Below are 18330 nucleotides of genomic sequence, written 5' to 3' on the forward strand. Positions count from 1 at the left end.
GGACTTAGGGCGTTTTATCGCCGTCGGGCGGCGGTGTGCCACTGATTTTTGGCACACATTCATGGCGAAACCACCTCAGCGTGACGGGCTGGCGGCGGCACAGACGCGTCGCCAGCGGAACCAGCTGTTCCCCCACCAGCATGCCAAAGAGTCCCAGCAGCGCCATGACAGGCGGTGCCGGTGAATTGACGTTGATCAGGGCATAGATTACCCCAGCCAGCAGACCCACCGCGAGAGAAATAATGTAGGATTTCAACATGATCGGCTTATCCCGTTGTGGCTGTCACAGGCCGCGCAAAACTCTGCTGCTGAATAGTGGCAGGCTGCTCAGCAGGCAGGATCGCATCGATCAGCGCCCCGCCCAGCAGCATCCCCAGCAGTCCCACCAGCGCAATCGCTGGCGGAGCGGGCGAACGCACCTTAAGCAGGCCATAAAGCACACCGATTACACTCCCTGCCGCCAGGGAAAGAAGAAAAGGATTCATCACCGGACTCCTGTTTTGCCACGCTGCTGACCGGAACAGGGGCACCGATCAGCAGCACGCGACTTAGCGGACGGGTGCGTGCACCGGAGCCAGGGTACGGTGTTCACTCTTCTGACGGGATGGCGCTTTGTGCACCATGGTATAGGCGTAATCCACACCAATGCCGTAGGCTCCCGAGTGTTCTTTGGCAATGTTCATCACCGCATCGTAAGTGTCACGGTTGGCCCAGTCACGCTGCCACTCCAGCATCACCTGCTGCCAGGTGACCGGCACCACGCCCGCCTGAATCATGCGTTGCATGGCGTAGTCGTGCGCTTCTTTGGTGGTGCCGCCAGAAGCATCCGCCACCATGTAGATCTCGTAATCCCCTTCCAGCATCGCGCACAGCGCAAAGCTGTTATTGCACACTTCCGTCCAGAGGCCTGACACCACCACCTTTTTCTTTCCGTTTGCCGCCAGCGCGTCACGCACTTTCTGGTCATCCCAGGAGTTCATTGAGCTGCGCTCCAGAATATCCTGTCCCGGGAATACATCCAGCAGCTCCGGATAGGTATGACCGGAGAAACTTTCCGTTTCGACCGTCGTGATGATGGTGGGGATATTGAAGACTTTCGCCGCCTTCGCCAGGGCGACCGTGTTGTTTTTCAGCACCTGACGGTCAATGGACTGCACACCAAAAGCCATCTGCGGCTGCTGGTCGATAAAAATAATCTGGCTGTTATGTGGCGTAAGGACTTCAAGCTTAGCGTTGGACATGCGTTCACCCATAGAGGTTAAGTAACGGAATTCCGCCAACCGGCGCGGAGCAAAAGGAGCAGCCTGTGCCGGGTTAAGACCCCGCAGCTGGCTGTCTGAACCCAGTTTAGGGTGAGCTTTCACGGCAAACTATTATCTCTGCGTATAACTATACGAAGGTATAGGTATCCCTCTGTATAACTAGACGCGCCCTCAACCCGCTCACCATAATCCGCCTGATTCGAGGCCGCCTGTCTGCGGCACTTCCTGTCCGGCGCGATGCCGGACAACCCCGTTGAGGAGGATCTATGGTTACGCTGGGTAAAGCTGAACTGATACTGACCCATGGCAAATTTCATACTGTTGACCGCAGCAATCCGGTGGCAGAAGCCGTTGCGATTCGTGACGGAAAATTCGTTGCGGTGGGGACGCTTGCCGACGCGATGGCGTTTCACTGCGACGGCACCCGGGTGATCGATCTTAAAGGTCACACCGCCGTGCCTGGTCTTAATGACTCTCACCTGCACCTGATCCGCGGTGGCCTGAACTACAACCTTGAGCTGCGCTGGGAGGGCGTTCCCTCTGTCGCTGATGCGCTGAGAATGCTGAGAGATCAGGCGCTGCGAACCCCGACGCCTCAGTGGGTACGGGTCGTGGGCGGCTGGACGGAATTTCAGTTTGCCGAGCGGCGCATGCCGACGCTGGATGAGATCAATGAAGCCGCGCCCGACACACCGGTCTTCCTGCTGCACCTCTATGACCGCGCCCTGCTCAACCGCGCCGCGCTGAAAGCGGTCGGCTACACCAGGGAGACGCCCAACCCGCCGGGGGGAGAAATCCAGCGCGACAGCAACGGTAACCCTACCGGCCTGCTGATCGCCCGTCCCAACGCCATGATCCTCTACGCCACGCTGGCGAAAGGCCCGACGCTGCCACTGGAGCAGCAGGTCAACTCAACCCGACAGTTTATGCGTGAGCTGAATCGCCTGGGACTGACCAGCGCCATTGATGCGGGCGGCGGCTTCCAGAACTATCCCGAAGATTACGAGGTGATAGCAGAGCTGCATCAGAAAAAGCAGATGACGGTGCGCATCGCCTATAACCTTTTTACCCAGCGTCCGGGCCATGAGCTGGAGGACTTCGAAAAGTGGACTGACATGCTGACGCCAGGTCAGGGCAGCGACTACTTCCGTCACAACGGTGCAGGTGAAATGCTGGTCTTCTCAGCCGCCGACTTTGAAGACTTTCTGGAGCCGCGACCCGACCTAGCCCCCGGCATGGAGGATGAACTGGAGCGCGTGGTGCGTCATCTGGTGGAACATCGCTGGCCTTTCCGCCTGCATGCGACCTATGACGAATCGATTAGCCGGATGCTGGATGTATTCGAGAAGGTCGACCGTGACATTCCGTTCAACGGGCTGCACTGGTTCTTCGACCACGCGGAGACGATCACGCAGCGAAATATCGACCGTATCAAAGCGCTGGGCGGCGGCATTGCCGTGCAGCACCGCATGGCCTTCCAGGGGGAATATTTTGCGGAGCGTTACGGCATCGAGGCGACCCGCCATACGCCGCCGGTGCAGAAAATGCTGGAAACCGGCGTTCCGGTCGGACTCGGCACCGATGCGACCCGCGTGGCCAGCTACAACCCCTGGACCGCGCTCTACTGGCTGGTTTCCGGCCGCACCGTGGGCGGCATGCAGATGTATGACGTCAATGCCCGCCTTGATCGCGACACGGCGCTGATGCTCTGGACCCAGGGCAGCGCCTGGTTCTCCAGTGAGCAGGGCAAAAAAGGTCAAATTCAGATCGGACAGCTGGCGGATCTGGCGGTGCTGAGCAAAGACTACTTCAGCGTGCCGGAAGAGGAGATCAAGGGCATCGAGTCCGTGCTGACCGTGGTGGATGGCAATATCGTCTATGCCGCCGGTGCATTCAGCACGGAGGCACCGCCCGCCATTCCGGTTCTGCCAGAGTGGTCGCCGGTGGTCAGTGTTCCCGGCCACTATCGCAGCGCGCCGCCGGTGGCACAGAGCCGTGCCGGGCTTATGCCTGCCGCGCACCATTGCAGCGGCCCGTGCGGTGTCCATCGCCATTCACACGAGATTGCCCGTGGTGCCTGCGTGCCGGTCGCTGAGGATAACGCCTTCTGGGGGGCGCTGGGCTGCAGCTGCTTTGCATTCTGATGATGAAGAACGTATCTGCTTACTCGCCCCGTCTTAATGCGGGGCTGTTCTTCCTGCGCCTGACCGGCAGCCTGCTACTGTTACAGGTGCATGGCGTGCCGAAAATTCTGCATTTCAGCGAAGAACTGACGCGTATCGAGGACCCGTTTGGGCTGGGCCCGATGATGAGCCTGCTGCCGGCCATTCTGGCGGAAGTGATCTGCCCGATCCTCATTATCTTCGGCTGGGGGAGCCGGATTGCCTGCCTGCCCATCATCGGGGTTCTGCTGGTCGCGATGCTGGTGGTGCATCCGGACTGGTCACTGGCGGAGGGCCAGTTCGGCTGGCTGTTGCTGATCATCTTTACCACGCTGGCACTGACCGGGCCGGGCGACTGGCGGCCGGGCGCGGCAAAGCCCCGGGAGGTTCGTCATGGCGCAGGCTAAGGATATTCAGCTGTCTGAACAGCCCCAGCCTGGTGAACAGTCCGCTGGCGAGGTGTCGCCCTTAGCGCCACTGCGCCAGCCGGTGTTCCGCATTCTGTGGGGTGCGACCGTGGTCTCCAATATCGGGTCATGGATGAACGATGTGGGGGTCAACTGGAGCATGCTGACGCTGAGTGCTGACCCGCTGGCCGTCGCGCTGGTTCAGGCGGCCAGCAGCCTGCCGATGTTTCTGTTCGCGCTGCCTTCCGGCGTCATGGCCGATATCATTGACCGTCGTAAATACCTGCTCTTTTCTCAGATCTGGACATTTATTGCCGCCGCCGGTCTGACGCTGCTCGCCTGGACCGGACAGGTGACACCGGAATACCTGCTGGCCGCCGCCTTTTTACTGAGCGCCGGGGCTGCCATGAGTTCGCCCCCCTTCCAGGCAATCGTGCCGGATCTGGTCGCAAAAAAGGAGCTGGGTGCCGCGATTGCCCTTAACTCGCTGGGTATCAATATCAGCCGCGCGATAGGTCCGGCGCTGGGCGGCCTGATCCTGTCGTTTACCGGCCCGTGGATGGTCTTTCTGCTCAATGCGCTGTCGGTGCTGGGTGTGACCTGGGTGCTCTGGCGCTGGAAAGCGGAGCCGGCCATTCAGCGTCTGCCCCCTGAGCACTTCTTTTCGGCGGTGCGCGCCGGTCTGCGTTATGTTCACGCTGCACCGGTGTTGCGAAACGTCCTGGTTCGCACCCTGGCATTCTTTCTGTTTGGCAGTGCGGGCTGGGCGCTGCTGCCGCTGGTGGCGCGGCGTGAACTCGGCCTTGGCCCCGGCGGCTACGGCATTATGCTGGCCTGCATCGGTGTCGGCGCGATTACCGGCGCGGTGCTGCTGCCGCGTCTGCGGCGTCATTTCGGTTCCGATCGCCTGATGGTCATCGCCAGCCTGATCTTCGCCCTGACCCTGCTGGCACTCGCCTTTGTGCGTCACTTCTGGCTGCTGAATGCGTGTGAGTTTTTCACCGGGCTGGCCTGGATTACGGTGCTGTCGACGCTGAATCTCGGCGCACAGCGCAGTGCCGCGAAGTGGGTGAAAGCGCGTGCGCTGGCGGTCTATCTGACGCTCTTCTTCGGTTCCATGACCGCAGGCAGCGCAATCTGGGGACAGCTCGCCTCCCGCTTCAGCATTCCACTGTCACTCTGCATCGCCGCGGCAGGGATGGTCATCGCCAGCGCGACCGTCTGGCGCTGGCGGCTCGATCAGGACCCCGATCTCAATCTCGACATAATCGGGGATGGCGTCACACCCCCCGCACTGGATATCCAGCATGAACGCGGACCGGTGATGGTGAATTACGAATATCGGGTTACGCTTGATGATGTACACGCCTTTACGATCTGCATGCAGGATATGCGGCGGGTGAGGCGTCGCGGCGGCGCCATCAGCTGGTCTCTTTATGAAGATATTCTGCAGCCCGGCATTTTCGTGGAAACGTTTGTGGTGGGCTCCTGGGTCGAACATCTGCGGCAGAAGGCGCGCTACACCATGAACGATAAAAAGATTGAGCGGCGGGTTTTCGCCTTTCATCAGGGTGAAACCGCCCCTGAAGTTCGCTATCTGGTGGCCCCGGTTTAACGGGCGCATCACCGACATATCATCCATCACGTCAGACAGAGGGCAATATCATGAGCACCTTTAAAGCAACCGACGGCACGCAAATCTATTTCAAGGACTGGGGCACCGGCAAGCCTGTTTTATTCAGTCACGGCTGGCCGCTGGACGCGGATATGTGGGATAGCCAGATGAACTTCCTGGCCGGGCGCGGTTATCGCGTGATTGCCTTTGACCGCCGCGGTTTTGGTCGCTCCGATCAACCCTGGAACGGCAATAATTACGACACCTTTGCCTCAGATATCAACGATCTCATCACCCATCTGGATCTGCAGCAGGTGACGCTGGTCGGTTTTTCTATGGGTGGCGGCGACGTGACGCGCTACATCGGCCAGTATGGCAGCGATCGCGTGGCGGCGCTGGTGCTGCTGGGTGCCGTCACACCCATCTTCGGTAAAACGGCAGACTATCCGCAGGGGGTGGATATGTCGGTCTTTGACGGTATCCGCGACGGCCTGCTTAAGGATCGCGCCCAGTTTATTAAAGAGTTTGCCACCCCCTTCTATGGCACCAACGCCGGGCAGACCGTTTCCGAGGGCGTTCTGACGCAGACGCTGAACATTGCCCTGCTGGCCTCGCTGAAAAGCACCGTGGATTGCGTGACGGCCTTTGCCGAAACCGATTTCCGTGCAGACGTGGCGAAGGTGAAGGTACCAACGCTGGTGATTCATGGCAGCAACGATCAGGTCGTTCCGTTTGAGTCTACCGGCAAAGTGGCGGCGGAGATGATTGAGGGGGCGGAACTGAAGGTTTATGACAATGCGCCACACGGTTTTGCGGTGACGCATCAGGATCAGCTGAATCAGGATCTGCTGGCCTTCCTGAACGCACTCTGACCCACACAGGGCGCAGCCGCAACTGCGCCCTTTTCACCCGCCTGCGCGCCTTGCCAGCGGCAACCGGTTCATGCCGGATTGTCCCCCGCTGTCGCTTCACCTCACGTCATTGTGCCGGAATCCGCATCTTTAACCACTGGCCCGCACCACCAGCTCAGCTGGCATCACTACCCGCTGCGGCGGCACATCGGGCTGGGCGATTTTTTGCAGCAGCAGCTCGCAGGCCCGGCGCCCCATCACGCCTGAAGGCTGTGCCAGGGTCGTTAACGGGGGTGACACCATCTCCGCCAGGTCGCTGCCATCGAACCCCACTACGGCAATATCCTGCGGGATCCGCAGGCCCGCCTGCTGGATCGCCGCCATCGCCCCTGCCGCCAGCGTGTCAGACACGGCAAACACCGCATCGGGCCGCGTCTCCCCGGCCAGCAGCGCAAGCATCGCCGCTTTACCGGCGCTGAAACTCAACGCGCTGGCGCAGATGATGGTCTGCCATTCCCGCTGCTCCTCTTCCAGTTGCCGGAGGTAGCCCTGCTGCCGCAGCCGGGCATATTTGTAGCTCAGATCATGATTGATCAGCGCAATACGCTGGCGTCCCTGGGCGGCCAGATGTCGCACCACAGCCTGCGCGGCACGCTGATCGTCAATGCCGACGCAGGAGACCCGCCCCTCATCATCGTGTTCGGCGCACTGCACCCAGGGCGCAGCGCCAATCAGCTGACTCAGCTCCGGCAGCTTACTGAAAGCGTCCATGGTGATGATGCCATCCACCATCTTGCCGGAAAGCAGTTGCAGACTGGAACGCGATCGGGCGATATCGGCCCCCGAATTACAGAGCAGAATGCGATACCCCTGTTGCTCCGCCTGCGCCTCAATGCCTTTCACCACTTCAGCGCAGAAGGGGTTAGAGATATCGGAGACCAGCACCAGAATCATCGAGCTGCGGGCGGTGCGCAGCTGTCGCGCCAGCAGATTGGGCTGATAGCGGCTCTCTTCTATCGCCGCCAGCACTTTCTCCCGGTTGGCCGGTTTAACCCGGTCGCTGTTATTCAGCACTCTGGAAACCGTAGCGACGGACACCCCGGCCATCCGGGCGATTTTCTGAACAGACATAGCGCTCCCTGTTTTAATCCTGTGCGGTTCCGGTTATCCGCGCACATCACGCGTCGCGATCCAGCCCCAGTTGCTGACGCACTGACGGGCGGTTTTCACCGGACGCGGCAAAATCATCAAAGGCGCGATCGGCCACCGGAATAATATGACGCTGGATAAACGCCGCACCTTCCCGCGCGCCCGTCTCACCCGCCTTCAGGCAACACTCCCACTCCAGTACCGCCCAGCCGTCATAGTCATACTGCGCCAGCTTACTGAAGATGCCGCCGAAGTCTATCTGGCCGTCGCCTGGCGAGCGAAAACGCCCGGCGCGCGTCAGCCAGGGCTGATAGCCGCCATAGACCCCGCTACGCCCGTTAATCTGATACTCCGCGTCCTTGACGTGAAAGGCTTTGATGCGTGAATGGTAGTGGTCGATGAACTGCAGATAATCGATGTGTTGCAGGTGAAGATGGCTGGGATCGAACAGGATATTGCAGCGGGGATGATGATTGACCTCAGCCAGAAAACGTTCAAACGTGACACCGTCATGCAGATCTTCGCCGGGATGGATCTCATAACAGAGATCAACACCGTGCTGGTCAAAAACGTCCAGCAGCGGCAACCAGCGGCGCGCCAGTTCGGCAAAGGCTTCTGCAAAAAGCGCGGCATTGTGGGGCGGCCAGGGATAGAACCAGGGCCAGGCAAGCGAGCCGGAGAAGGTGGCGTGAGCGCGCAGGCCGAGCCTTTCCGACGCGGCTGCGGCACGTCTGAGTGTGGTCATCGCCCACTCCGTGCGCCTGGCAGGATCGCCACGCAGCGTTGCCGGTGCAAAATTATCGAAAGCGCTATCGAAGACGGGATTGACGGCAATCAGCTGCCCTTCGAGATGCGTCGACAGTTCGCTGATTTCGAGGCCAGAATCGGCCAGCACCCCCCGCACGTCATCACAGTAAGTCTGGCTCACCGCCGCCTGTTCGAGGTCAAAAATGGCGGGCTGATGGCAGGGGATCTGCAGCGCCCGGTATCCCAGTCCCGCCGCCCATTCCGCCAGTCCGGCCAGCGAGTTGAACGGAGGCTGAGAGGTAATGAACTGTGACAGGAAGAGTCCCGGCCCTTTAACTGTTTTCATCTGTCGCTCCTGCGCGCCGCCAGCGCTTATTCACGGTATCGGAATGAGAAGAAGAAGATAAACGCGATCAGCGCGGCGGCGCCCGCCGGGATCCACCAGAACAGCGCCCAGTTCTGCGCACTCACCTGACCCGCAACCAGATGGTTGTAGAGCGCGCCGGAGATTTGCGAACCCAGCAGCATGCCGATGCCATAGGTGAACATCACCACCATGCTCTGCGCCTGTCCCTTGACCTTTTCACCGGCGATGCGATCGGTGTAGATAAAACCCACCACAAAAAAGAAGTCGTAGCAGACGCCATGCAGCAGAATGCCGAGGTAGATCAGGGTGCGCGTCTCATCACTCATGCCCAGTGCAAACAGGGCATAACGCACAAACCACGCTGACATGCCAATCAGCAGCATCGCCTTCACGCCGAGGCGGCGAAACAGCAGCGGGATGATCAGCATGAAGAGAATTTCAGACATCTGACCCAGTGACATCAGTGTGCTGACGTTGCGGACACCGGCATCCGCCAGCCAGGAGGCGGTGAAGGCGTAGTAGGTGCCCAGCGGAATCGAGATCAGGGTGGCGCACAGCGCGAAGACAAAGAAATGACGCTGTTTAAGCAGGGCAAAGGCATCCGCGCAGAAGAGATCGCGGACTTTCACCGGCAGACCTTTAGCGGGCGCTGGCGTGTGCGGCAGTGTCAGGCTGTAAAGAGCGAGCAGCACGGAACAGAGTGCGGCCAGCTGGAACACGGCCACACTGTCGGCAATCGCGGCGACGCCAATAAAGATCCCCGCCGCAATCCAGCCGATAGTGCCGAAAACCCTGACGATGGGAAAACTCTTCTCACTGCTGGCGAGGCTGTGAAAAGCGATGTTGTTTGCGAGCGCCAGCGTCGGCATAAAGCAGAGCGTGTAGCCAAATAACAGCGCGATCAGCAGCGCTCCGTTCTCTGCCATAAGCGCCTGAGGCACAAACCAGAGAATCATCGCACCGGCCAGATTCATCACCGCCATCACCTTCTGGGAAGGGAAAAAGCGATCCACCAGCATGCCGAGCACAAACGGCGACAGAATCGAGGCGATAGGCCCGGCAGAGAAGGCATCCCCGATCAGCAACGGCATGTTGTGGCGGGTCATGACCAGGCCCAGCGTCACCGACCAGCTGCCCCAGATAAAGAACTGCATAAACATCATCAGAGAGAGGCGCGGAACCAGCAGCTTATGCTGCACCCGCTGGCCTGCACTCTCCTGCACCGTTGCAATCATAGGAACCTCACTCGTGAGTCATCGATTACCTTGTCTGAGTGTAAAAGTAATCGATTACAAAATGAGCTTCTCTCGCCGGGATCACAAATTATTAACGCTGCGTTATCATTGCGCGCTTTATACACACGCGCCGGACGCTGCAAATCATGAGCTGACATTCGCCATCTGCGTTTTGCGAAAACGATAACGCTCATAGAGCACGGCGTAGAGACCGCCCGTTACCACCAGGATCGCACCGACCACGGTGGCAGAGTCCGGCAGGCTGCCCAGCAGCAGATAGCCCACCGCCACCGACCAGATCAGGGTGGTGTAGTCAAACGGGGCCAGTAGTGAGGCCTCGGCGTAGCGCAGACTCAGCGTCATCAGAATCTGGGTGATGCCGCCCAGCAACCCGCAGCCCACCAGCAATGCCAGTTGATTGCCCTGCGGCACCTTCCATCCGGCAGGCAGCGTAACCAGCGACGTTAAGGCAGTGGTGATGGCGAACCAGAAAGCGATGGCTCCCGGTTTCTCTTTGCCGTTAAGAAAGCGGATCTGAACCAGTGCGCAGGCGGTACAGAAGGCCGCCATTAACGCCAGCAGGATCCCGGCCGACGCGGAGAGCGAGAAGCTGCCCTGCTGCGTCAGCGAGAGATGCCCGGAGAACATGACCAGAATGCCGGTGAATCCCATAAACACGGCAACCCAGCGGTGATGACGGACTTTTTCACGCAGCAGCAGCGCCGCCAGCAGCACGGTAAACAGCGGCGCGGCATAGTTGATCGCGGTGGCATCGGTCAGTGAGATATAAAGCAGCGAAAGATAGCTGAAATAGAGCCCACCGGTCCCCGCCAGCCCACGCACAACGTGGCCGCGAATGTTACGGGTGCGGATGCCGTCCAGCACGCTGCCCTGGATACGCAGCCAGATGAGCAGCGGCACCAGCGCCAGCAGCGAGCGAAAAAAGATCACTTCGCCAACCGGTATCGCCCCATCCAGTTGTTTCACACAGGCCAGCATCAGCGTGGAGCTCAGCGCAGCCATAACCTTCATTGCGATGCCAGCAGAGGCGTTCATAGAGCAGATAACCTTCCGGGTGGTAAACGTCAGCAGGAGAAGTTCTTTGCCTCTATAGTCGCACAGTGATAAACGGCTATCTGCCGCGATGAGCCGGCTGACGGCATTTTATCTTTTTTTCTCACCGTTTTACGGCATGAAGAGGTCAGCGGCTCATCCGCAACCAGGAGAGAATGGCTTAGTGGCAGGCTTCAGAACGCAAAAAACCCGCACAGGGCGGGTTTTTTCAATCATCAATGCTCGCTTAACTGCTCAGGCTGTTGCCGTCATCGCTATCGTAAGCCGCATTGATCATCAGACGTTACATCGGGACAACGTTTGCCGCTGATGGGCCTTTCGCGCCGTTTTCAATGGTGAATTCGACCTGCTGACCTTCATCGAGGGTTTTATAATCGTTGCTCTGAATGGCAGAGAAATGAACGAATACATCTTTGCTGCCATCCTGCGGGGAGATAAAACCAAAACCTTTGCCCGCATCAAACCATTTTACTAAACCAGTCATTTTATTCGACATCGATACTTCCTTAATAATGAGCCACAAGGTGGCAGAGATGGCCTGTCTTCCAGAAATAAACTTACCAGGATTTTAGGAGGAGACTCACGAAGAAGGGGTATCTTGAGATATCGCTTGCACTGAGGACTGCTTGACTAAAACTGCTTTGATAAGGTCTGTGTTCCAAACCGATGACGCTATTAAGTCATGCCTGCCCGACATTAGCAAACATTATTTTAATTTAATTTTAACATCCAGACGGCCAGGCATCTTTACTGATTTGTCTGGCCTTTTTTATTTCCGGGACTGCGGAAAAGATAACGAACGCTGAATATTTAAAGCCGCAACCCGATTCTGAGGCTGGCTGCACCCCGTTTCCCACGGGTCTCAGCCAGCCCCGCGCAGCGACAACCCCGGCTGCCGCTGCGCCCTGCCCGGCGGCTGTCAGGCCAGTTCAGCCTGCTGGCGGGCGGCATGCCGCGCCGTCATCACAAAGACCATCAGGCCGCCGACCCCCAGCGCCACGCCAACCCACGCCGTTGACAGCCAGCCATAACCCAGCGACACCGTCAGGCCACCGAGATAGGCGCCCATCGCATTGGCGATATTCAGCGCCGAATGGTTCATCGCGGCCGCCAGGGTCTGTGACTCATTGGCAACATCCATCAGGCGGATCTGCAGTGATGGCAGCAGCACTGAACAGGTACCGATCAGGAAGGTCGCCAGCAGGCCGGTTGCCACATGCTGGACCAGCACCGGGAAGGCCAGCATCACCAGCACGTTCCAGAGCAGTGTCCAGCCGATAATGTTCAGTACCGGCCCATCCGCCAGACGGCCACCGACCAGATTACCGATGATCATCCCCAGCCCGAACGCCACCATCGCCCACGGGATCAGCGAGGGAGAGATACCCGCAATATTGATCAGCGTCGGCGCGATATAGCTGAAGATCGCAAACATGCCGCCAAAACCGACGGCGCCCACCAGCAGAGTCAGCAGCACCTGCGCGTTTTTCAGCGCACCCAGTTCACGCAGCGGATGAGCCTCTGTATCGCCAGGTGTATAAGGCACATAGCGGCCAATCAGCAGACAGGTCAGCAGACCAATCGCGCCGACAAAGGTGAAGACCACGTGCCAGCTGAACAGCTGACCTATCCAGGAGCCGAGCGGCACTCCGATCAGGGTGGCCACCGTCAGTCCCAGCATCAGCGAGGCCAGCGCACGGCCTCGCCGCGCCGGCGACACCAGTGACGCCGCGACCAGAGAAGCCACGCCAAAGTATGCGCCGTGCGGCAGGCCGGTCAGAAAACGCGCCACGATCAGGCCGTGGTAACTGTCGGCCATCGCGCTGGCGACGTTGCCGATACTGAACAGTGCCATCAGGATGAGCAGCAGCGATTTACGCGCCATCCGCGCCGCCAGCACCGCAATAAATGGCGCGCCAACCACCACCCCCAGCGCATAACTGGCGATGGCATTGCCCGCCTGCGGTTCGGTGATGGCGAGCGAGCGCGACACGTCCGGCAGCAGGCCCATCATGATGAATTCGCCGGTTCCGATGCCGAAGCCGCCCAGTGCGAGGGCCAGCAATGCCCAGCGGACAAAACCGGCATCGTCGGTTTTATGATCTTTTCTTAACAAAATGGATTCCCAATGGCCTGAGCTGAAAAACTGAAGTGAGCCGGAGGAAGGAAGCAGAGCATGTTCCGTCCGGATGAAGCGGCCAGACTATAAAAAGTCAGGCCGCGCATGGCAACCCATTTTGTGATCTGGCGCACGTTCCATCCGCACAGGCGACTATGGCATGCCGGTATTCACCCGACGGCCAATGTCTTTCAGCTGCGAATACTTCTCCAGCAACTGAGGGCCATCATCGAGGCTCATGGCAAACATCCACATATAGGTCATCACCGAATAGATGTGACCCGCGCTGGTGCCACCCCGGCCCGCCATTAACGCGATGGTGCCAGCAAACAGCAGCGCGGCCATACTGCCGATGGCCAGATAACCGCAGGCTTCCCGATTAGAGAGACGGATACGCAGGCTGGCTAAAACCCCATAATGACGGCTGAGTGAAGCGGCGTTCGCATGGGTAACGAAATTCACCTCTTTCTCCAGCCGGTTGTTAAGTCGATTAAACAACGCATCATTTTTGCGGGTAAAGCCTGGCAGAAAACAGGCGAAAAACAGCAGGATCGCTAGGCACCCTGCGCCAGTCCAGAACTCAATGGCCAGCAGCATCACCGCCGCCCCGGTCATCGACGCCAGCGAGGTAATCAGCACCGGCAGATGCTTCTCAAAGAAATCGACAAACTCACGTGATAGCGCCACCCTTGCCGCAATCGTCGACGCGCTCTGATTTTCGCTGCGCTGCGCCACAATCACTGGCACCGCCAGCTCCGCATAGATGCGGGCAAAGGTGTGGGTGTCTACGCTGCGCCGGGCTGCGCCAATCGCCCACATGGTAAACACCATCGCCGCATAGAGTATCGCCTGCCAGGTTCTGCCGGAGAGGATGGCATTGATAGCAAAGCCCGCCAGCAGCGGATAAAGCAGATACATGACATTTTCCGCGACCACCAGCAGCAGCGTAAAGAAGAGCTTGCGGCGATGGCGACGGCCAAGCGCTTTCAGTGTCAGAATAGCGCTGCGGGGAGCCGCAACGGGAAGGATAAGTTTTGAGGAAGACATCGTTTCTGTTTCTGATAGTGTTATCCTTGAGCGGTTGCTCAAGTATGAAAAAGAGTCTATTTGAGCATTTGCTCAAAGTCAATGTGAGAGTCATGATGAAAGCGTCAGCAGAAGCACTGAAGACAAAAATCCTGGATGCCGCGATAGCATTATTTATTGAGAAAGGGATAGAAAAGGTCACCACCCGCGAGCTGACCGAGTCGGTGGGCATTTCACGCAGCCACATTTATCACTACTTCAGTAACTGGCAGAGCCTCTGTCTGGCCGCACTGGAGCGCTTCATGCGGCAGGATTATGAAGCCTTCGCAGATTCCCTGTCCGGCCTCATGCCGCGTCAGAAACTGCTGCGCCTCTTTGAAAGCCATCTGCCCGCCGCACCGGATGCCACCTGGCAGCTTTATGCCTCCTTCTGGCAGAGTGCCGCACACTATCAACCCTATGCCGGGCTGGCAGAGACGATGACGGCAGAGTGGCAGGAATTGACGGAAACCATTATCCGTGACGGCGTCACTGACGGGACACTGCGCTGCGCCGATGTTGCCCGCACCGCCACGCAGATCAGCGCCATGCTTAACGGTTATGCCGACTTACTGACGGTTAATCCCTCAGAAGCGAAGGCGCGTGAAGCGCTGGCGGATTTAAACCAGTTTATAGATTGTGTGCTGGGATAAAGGGATTTAAACGCGCACTGACCCAACTGCAACGGGACGTTTTTAATTAAATGTTAAAAAAAGGTTTATTATTTTAATTGGTCATTACATCTATAGCGGGATATATGCAGCTTCGCTAATTAAACTGACTTATGCTTTTTCTGTCTGAAAAGTGCCCTTTTTGATAGCGTTTCGGCTCCGAAACAGCTGTTTACACAGATTATTATCATTGACTTAGCACAGGCTGTGAGCTGTAAGCCGGTGTTTTTTCGCCATTTATTATTTAACCATTAGCGAAGCGGCAGTAAAGCATGCGGTCACAATCTCAACAACTGGTTGATAACTATAGTAAAGAAGCACTTTTTTTCTGATCAAATTAATCATTGAGTCGGACCTTAAAAACCCCTATATTGGCCGCGCTTTAAACATACCCATGACTTTTTTAATTCATTTATTCAACTGAGACGTTACTCCCGTCGCGGTTGTAGGAGAGATATGATGACGGATAAAGTCCGTATTGACAGTTCGAATGCACAGACATTAAACGCAACCAATGAGACCTATTTAGCCCGTCAGGCCGAATTTGAATCTAACGTTCGAAGTTATCCGCGCAAATTGCCGTTCGCGATTGCGAAAGCACAGGGTGTCTGGATCACCGACGTCGAGAACAATCAGTATCTTGATTGTCTTGCGGGTGCCGGAACGCTGGCATTGGGCCATAACCACCCAGACGTTCTGCAGAGCATTCAAAATGTCATTACCAGCGGCTTGCCGTTACATACTCTGGATTTAACCACGCCGTTAAAAGACGCGTTTTCTGAGTACCTGCTCTCCCTGTTACCAGGCCAGGGCAAGGATTACTGCCTGCAGTTTACCGGCCCGTCCGGCGCCGATGCCGTGGAAGCGGCGCTGAAGCTGGCGAAAAAGCACACCGGCCGTTCCGGTGTTATCAGCTTCTCCGGTGCCTACCACGGTATGACCCATGGCGCGCTGTCAGTGACCGGTAACCTGTCACCGAAAGAAGCCGTTGACGGCATGATGCCGGAAGTGCAGTTCATGCCTTATCCGCACCTCTACCGCTGCCCGCTGGGCATTGGCGGCGAAGCGGGCGTGAAAGCGCTGACCTACTATTTCGAAAACCTGATCAACGACGTTGAGAGCGGTGTACGTAAACCTGCGGCGGTCATTCTGGAAGCCGTTCAGGGTGAAGGCGGCGTGAACCCGGCTCCGGCGGAATGGCTGCAGCGCATCCGTAAAGTCACCCAGGAGCACGGCATCCTGCTGATCCTCGACGAAGTTCAGGCAGGCTTTGCCCGTACCGGTAAATTCTTCGCCTTCGAGCACGCGGGTATTGAGCCAGACATCATCGTGATGTCCAAAGCTGTGGGTGGCGGTCTGCCACTGGCCGTGCTGGGCATTAAGAAAGAGTTCGATGCCTGGTCACCGGGTCACCACACCGGCACCTTCCGCGGAAACCAGCTGGCGATGGCAACCGGCCTGACCACGCTGAAACTGCTGAAAGAGAACAACATCGCAGATAAAGTCGCGGCACAGGGCGAACTGCTGAAAGGCAAACTGAACGAACTGCAGCAGCGCTACCCGGTGATTGGCAACGTCCGTGGCCTGGGTCTGATGATCGGTATCGAGCTGGTGAAACCTGACGAAGCCGCTGATCACATGGGCAGCTTCCCGGCTGACGGCGAGCTCTCTGCGCTGGTACAGAAGAAATGTTTCGAGAACGGCCTGATCCTGGAGCGCGGCGGACGTCACGGTAGCGTATTGCGCCTGCTGCCTTCCCTGCTGATCACCGATGCTGAACTTGACGTGTTTATGGATAAATTTGAAAACGCCCTGCTGTCAGCTGGCGTGAAACCAGTATAAGTGGAGTGAATGCAATGTCCCGGTTAAACCCAATCCTGGCGGCCTCATCTCAGAGTACCGAGGCCTACCAGCAGGCGATCGCCCAGAGTAGCGCGGCAGTCGTTAAGTGGCTGGAACAACCTGAGATGTATCAGGGAAAAACCGTCGCAGAGCTGCGCGAGCGTATTACGCTGGACTTCAATCCTGACGGCCTGGGCAACCAGGCTGCGATTGAACGTGCCATTGAGTACTTCCTGAAAGACAGCCTGTCGGTGCATCACCCACAGTGTGTGGCGCACCTGCACTGCCCTAGCCTGGTGATCAGCCAGGCGGCGGAAGTGCTGATCAACGCCACCAACCAGAGTATGGACTCCTGGGATCAGGCGCCCTCTGCAACCCTGATTGAGATGAAGCTGATCGAATGGCTGCGTACCCAGGTGGGTTATCAGCCGGGCGATGCCGGTGTCTTCACCAGCGGCGGCACTCAGAGCAATCTGATGGGCCTGATGCTGGCGCGCGACGCGTGGTATGCCCGTCAGGGTCATTCTGTTCAGCAGGATGGCTTAACCGGTGACCTGAAGAAGATGAAAGTCTTCTGTTCAGAAAATGCGCACTTCTCCGTTCAGAAGAACATGGCGCTGCTGGGTCTGGGTTATCAGTCCGTCACGCAGGTGAAAACCGATAGCTTTGCCCGCATGGATATGGATGACCTGCGTCACAAGCTGGCCGCAGCCAAAGCCAACGGCGAGCATATTCTGGCGATTGTTGCCACCGCAGGCACCACCGATGCCGGTGCGATCGATCCGCTGCGTGAAATTGCCACGCTGGCGGCTGAAGAGAACATCTGGGTTCACGTGGATGCTGCGTGGGGCGGCGCACTGCTGCTCTCCGAGCTGTATCGCGACTATCTGGACGGCATTGAGCTGGTGGACTCCATTACGCTGGACTTCCACAAGCAGTTCTTCCAGACCATCAGCTGTGGCGCTTTCCTGCTGAAGGAAGCACGTCACTACGAGCTGATGCGTTACCAGGCTGCGTATCTGAACTCTGAGTTTGACGAAGCGCAGGGCGTACCGAATCTGGTGTCGAAATCCCTGCAGACCACCCGCCGTTTTGATGCACTGAAACTGTGGATGGGTCTGGAAGCCCTGGGTCAGAAACAGTATGCCGCCATCATCGACCACGGTGTGACGCTGGCACAGGACGTTGCAGCGTATGTGGATGCGCAGCCGGCGCTGGAGCTGGTAATGAAGCCGCAGCTGGCGAGCGTGCTGTTCCGCTACCGTCCGGCGCATCTGGCGCACCTCAGCGACGCGGATATCGCGCTGCTGAACCAGCGTATCGGGGATGCCCTGCTGGAGTCGGGCCGTGCTAACGTCGGCGTGACCGAGCACGATGGCGTGACCTGTCTGAAGATGACGCTGCTCAACCCGACCGTGACGCTGGAAGACATTAAAATCCTGCTGACGCTGGTAGAAACCACGGCTCAGCAGCTGGTTTAACAGTTCTGCTAAAACTCTGAAGGGCGCCTGAAGGCGCCCTTTTTTTATGCCGCTGTTTCCCTCTTTGCACGCTTTCCGGTCAATTCAGTATCAGGATCAAAGAATGCGATCCCGCCATCTGGCACTCTCTATGGGTGTTGTAATTAAAGCCGAGATGGCCAGCCGTTACGGCCCCGGTATCAGACCTCACTGAACTGTCAGGAATACACATTTACTATCATGCGTAAAATTTTCATCCTCCTTCTGGCGTTAGCGATGGCCGCCATCATCCTGATCGCCGATA

At 58.0% G+C, this 18330-nt stretch carries 17 protein-coding genes; 7 read left to right on the top strand and 10 right to left on the bottom strand.

All coding sequences use genetic code 11. The annotated features are described in order from the left end of the window. Window positions 1–4 precede the first annotated feature (4 nt). The 3 genes from OXR04_RS13995 to OXR04_RS14005 form a co-directional block, all read right to left on the bottom strand. Window positions 5–259: a XapX domain-containing protein gene (locus tag OXR04_RS13995; RefSeq protein WP_009093001.1), complete on the bottom strand. Its 255-nt coding sequence runs from the start codon at window positions 257–259 to the stop codon at window positions 5–7. Between the two features lie 7 nt (window positions 260–266). Beyond that, window positions 267–485 (bottom strand): DUF1427 family protein, encoded by a 219-nt coding sequence (locus OXR04_RS14000; RefSeq protein WP_267371013.1) that lies wholly within the window; start codon window positions 483–485, stop codon window positions 267–269. Between the two features lie 63 nt (window positions 486–548). Then, complete coding sequence (locus tag OXR04_RS14005) at window positions 549–1241, bottom strand: hydrolase (RefSeq protein ID WP_010670331.1); 693 nt, start codon at window positions 1239–1241, stop codon at window positions 549–551. Window positions 1242–1528: 287 nt separating this feature from the next. On the opposite strand from OXR04_RS14005, the gene OXR04_RS14010 reads away from it, so the two are divergent. From OXR04_RS14010 to OXR04_RS14025, 4 genes are read left to right on the top strand one after another with little or no spacing between them, the layout of a single operon-like run. Further along, entirely contained in the window at window positions 1529–3406 is a 1878-nt protein-coding gene (locus OXR04_RS14010) for an amidohydrolase (RefSeq protein WP_267371026.1), read from the top strand. Between the two features lie 2 nt (window positions 3407–3408). Continuing rightward, entirely contained in the window at window positions 3409–3831 is a 423-nt protein-coding gene (locus tag OXR04_RS14015; RefSeq protein WP_265135592.1) for a DoxX family protein, read from the top strand. After that, the gene (locus OXR04_RS14020; RefSeq protein ID WP_267371028.1) at window positions 3818–5446 is read left to right on the top strand and encodes an MFS transporter; all 1629 of its coding nucleotides are present in this window, start codon (window positions 3818–3820) and stop codon (window positions 5444–5446) included. The genes OXR04_RS14015 and OXR04_RS14020 overlap by 14 nt, the downstream gene beginning before the upstream one ends. A gap of 50 nt (window positions 5447–5496) precedes the next feature. Then, window positions 5497–6318 carry an alpha/beta hydrolase gene (locus OXR04_RS14025; RefSeq protein WP_058957830.1) on the top strand — a complete coding sequence of 274 codons (822 nt, stop codon included), beginning with the start codon at window positions 5497–5499 and terminating at the stop codon, window positions 6316–6318. A 129-nt stretch (window positions 6319–6447) separates the two neighbouring features. On the opposite strand, the gene OXR04_RS14030 is transcribed toward OXR04_RS14025, so the two are convergent. The 7 genes from OXR04_RS14030 to OXR04_RS14060 form a co-directional block, all read right to left on the bottom strand. After that, on the bottom strand, window positions 6448–7428 hold the full coding sequence (locus tag OXR04_RS14030; protein WP_140923452.1) for a LacI family DNA-binding transcriptional regulator: 981 nt from the start codon (window positions 7426–7428) through the stop codon (window positions 6448–6450). 46 nt (window positions 7429–7474) lie between these two features. Beyond that, window positions 7475–8539 (bottom strand): sugar phosphate isomerase/epimerase, encoded by a 1065-nt coding sequence (locus tag OXR04_RS14035; RefSeq protein ID WP_150029032.1) that lies wholly within the window; start codon window positions 8537–8539, stop codon window positions 7475–7477. A 26-nt stretch (window positions 8540–8565) separates the two neighbouring features. After that, complete coding sequence (locus OXR04_RS14040; RefSeq protein ID WP_267371033.1) at window positions 8566–9795, bottom strand: MFS transporter; 1230 nt, start codon at window positions 9793–9795, stop codon at window positions 8566–8568. A 144-nt stretch (window positions 9796–9939) separates the two neighbouring features. Further along, window positions 9940–10851, bottom strand: coding sequence for a DMT family transporter (locus OXR04_RS14045; protein ID WP_046102640.1), 912 nt, complete (start codon window positions 10849–10851; stop codon window positions 9940–9942). A gap of 301 nt (window positions 10852–11152) precedes the next feature. Next, window positions 11153–11365 (bottom strand): RNA chaperone/antiterminator CspA, encoded by a 213-nt coding sequence (gene cspA, locus OXR04_RS14050; protein ID WP_003855207.1) that lies wholly within the window; start codon window positions 11363–11365, stop codon window positions 11153–11155. Window positions 11366–11788: 423 nt separating this feature from the next. Next, window positions 11789–12985 carry an MFS transporter gene (locus OXR04_RS14055; protein WP_140923454.1) on the bottom strand — a complete coding sequence of 399 codons (1197 nt, stop codon included), beginning with the start codon at window positions 12983–12985 and terminating at the stop codon, window positions 11789–11791. 156 nt (window positions 12986–13141) lie between these two features. Beyond that, on the bottom strand, window positions 13142–14035 hold the full coding sequence (locus tag OXR04_RS14060; RefSeq protein ID WP_154928711.1) for an ABC transporter six-transmembrane domain-containing protein: 894 nt from the start codon (window positions 14033–14035) through the stop codon (window positions 13142–13144). 95 nt (window positions 14036–14130) lie between these two features. On the opposite strand from OXR04_RS14060, the gene OXR04_RS14065 reads away from it, so the two are divergent. The 3 genes from OXR04_RS14065 (at window position 14131) to OXR04_RS14075 (ending at window position 18047) form a co-directional block, all read left to right on the top strand. Further along, a complete protein-coding gene (locus OXR04_RS14065; RefSeq protein ID WP_267371317.1) occupies window positions 14131–14706 on the top strand; it encodes a TetR/AcrR family transcriptional regulator in 576 nt (191 codons plus the stop codon). 474 nt (window positions 14707–15180) lie between these two features. Continuing rightward, window positions 15181–16566, top strand: coding sequence for a diaminobutyrate--2-oxoglutarate transaminase (locus OXR04_RS14070; RefSeq protein ID WP_009093017.1), 1386 nt, complete (start codon window positions 15181–15183; stop codon window positions 16564–16566). Between the two features lie 14 nt (window positions 16567–16580). Then, the gene (locus tag OXR04_RS14075; protein ID WP_111207130.1) at window positions 16581–18047 is read left to right on the top strand and encodes an aspartate aminotransferase family protein; all 1467 of its coding nucleotides are present in this window, start codon (window positions 16581–16583) and stop codon (window positions 18045–18047) included. Window positions 18048–18330 lie beyond the last annotated feature (283 nt).

The sequence above is a fragment of the Pantoea sp. GM_Pan_3 genome, assembly GCF_026541045.1.
GTDB classification, from domain to species: domain Bacteria; phylum Pseudomonadota; class Gammaproteobacteria; order Enterobacterales; family Enterobacteriaceae; genus Pantoea; species Pantoea anthophila.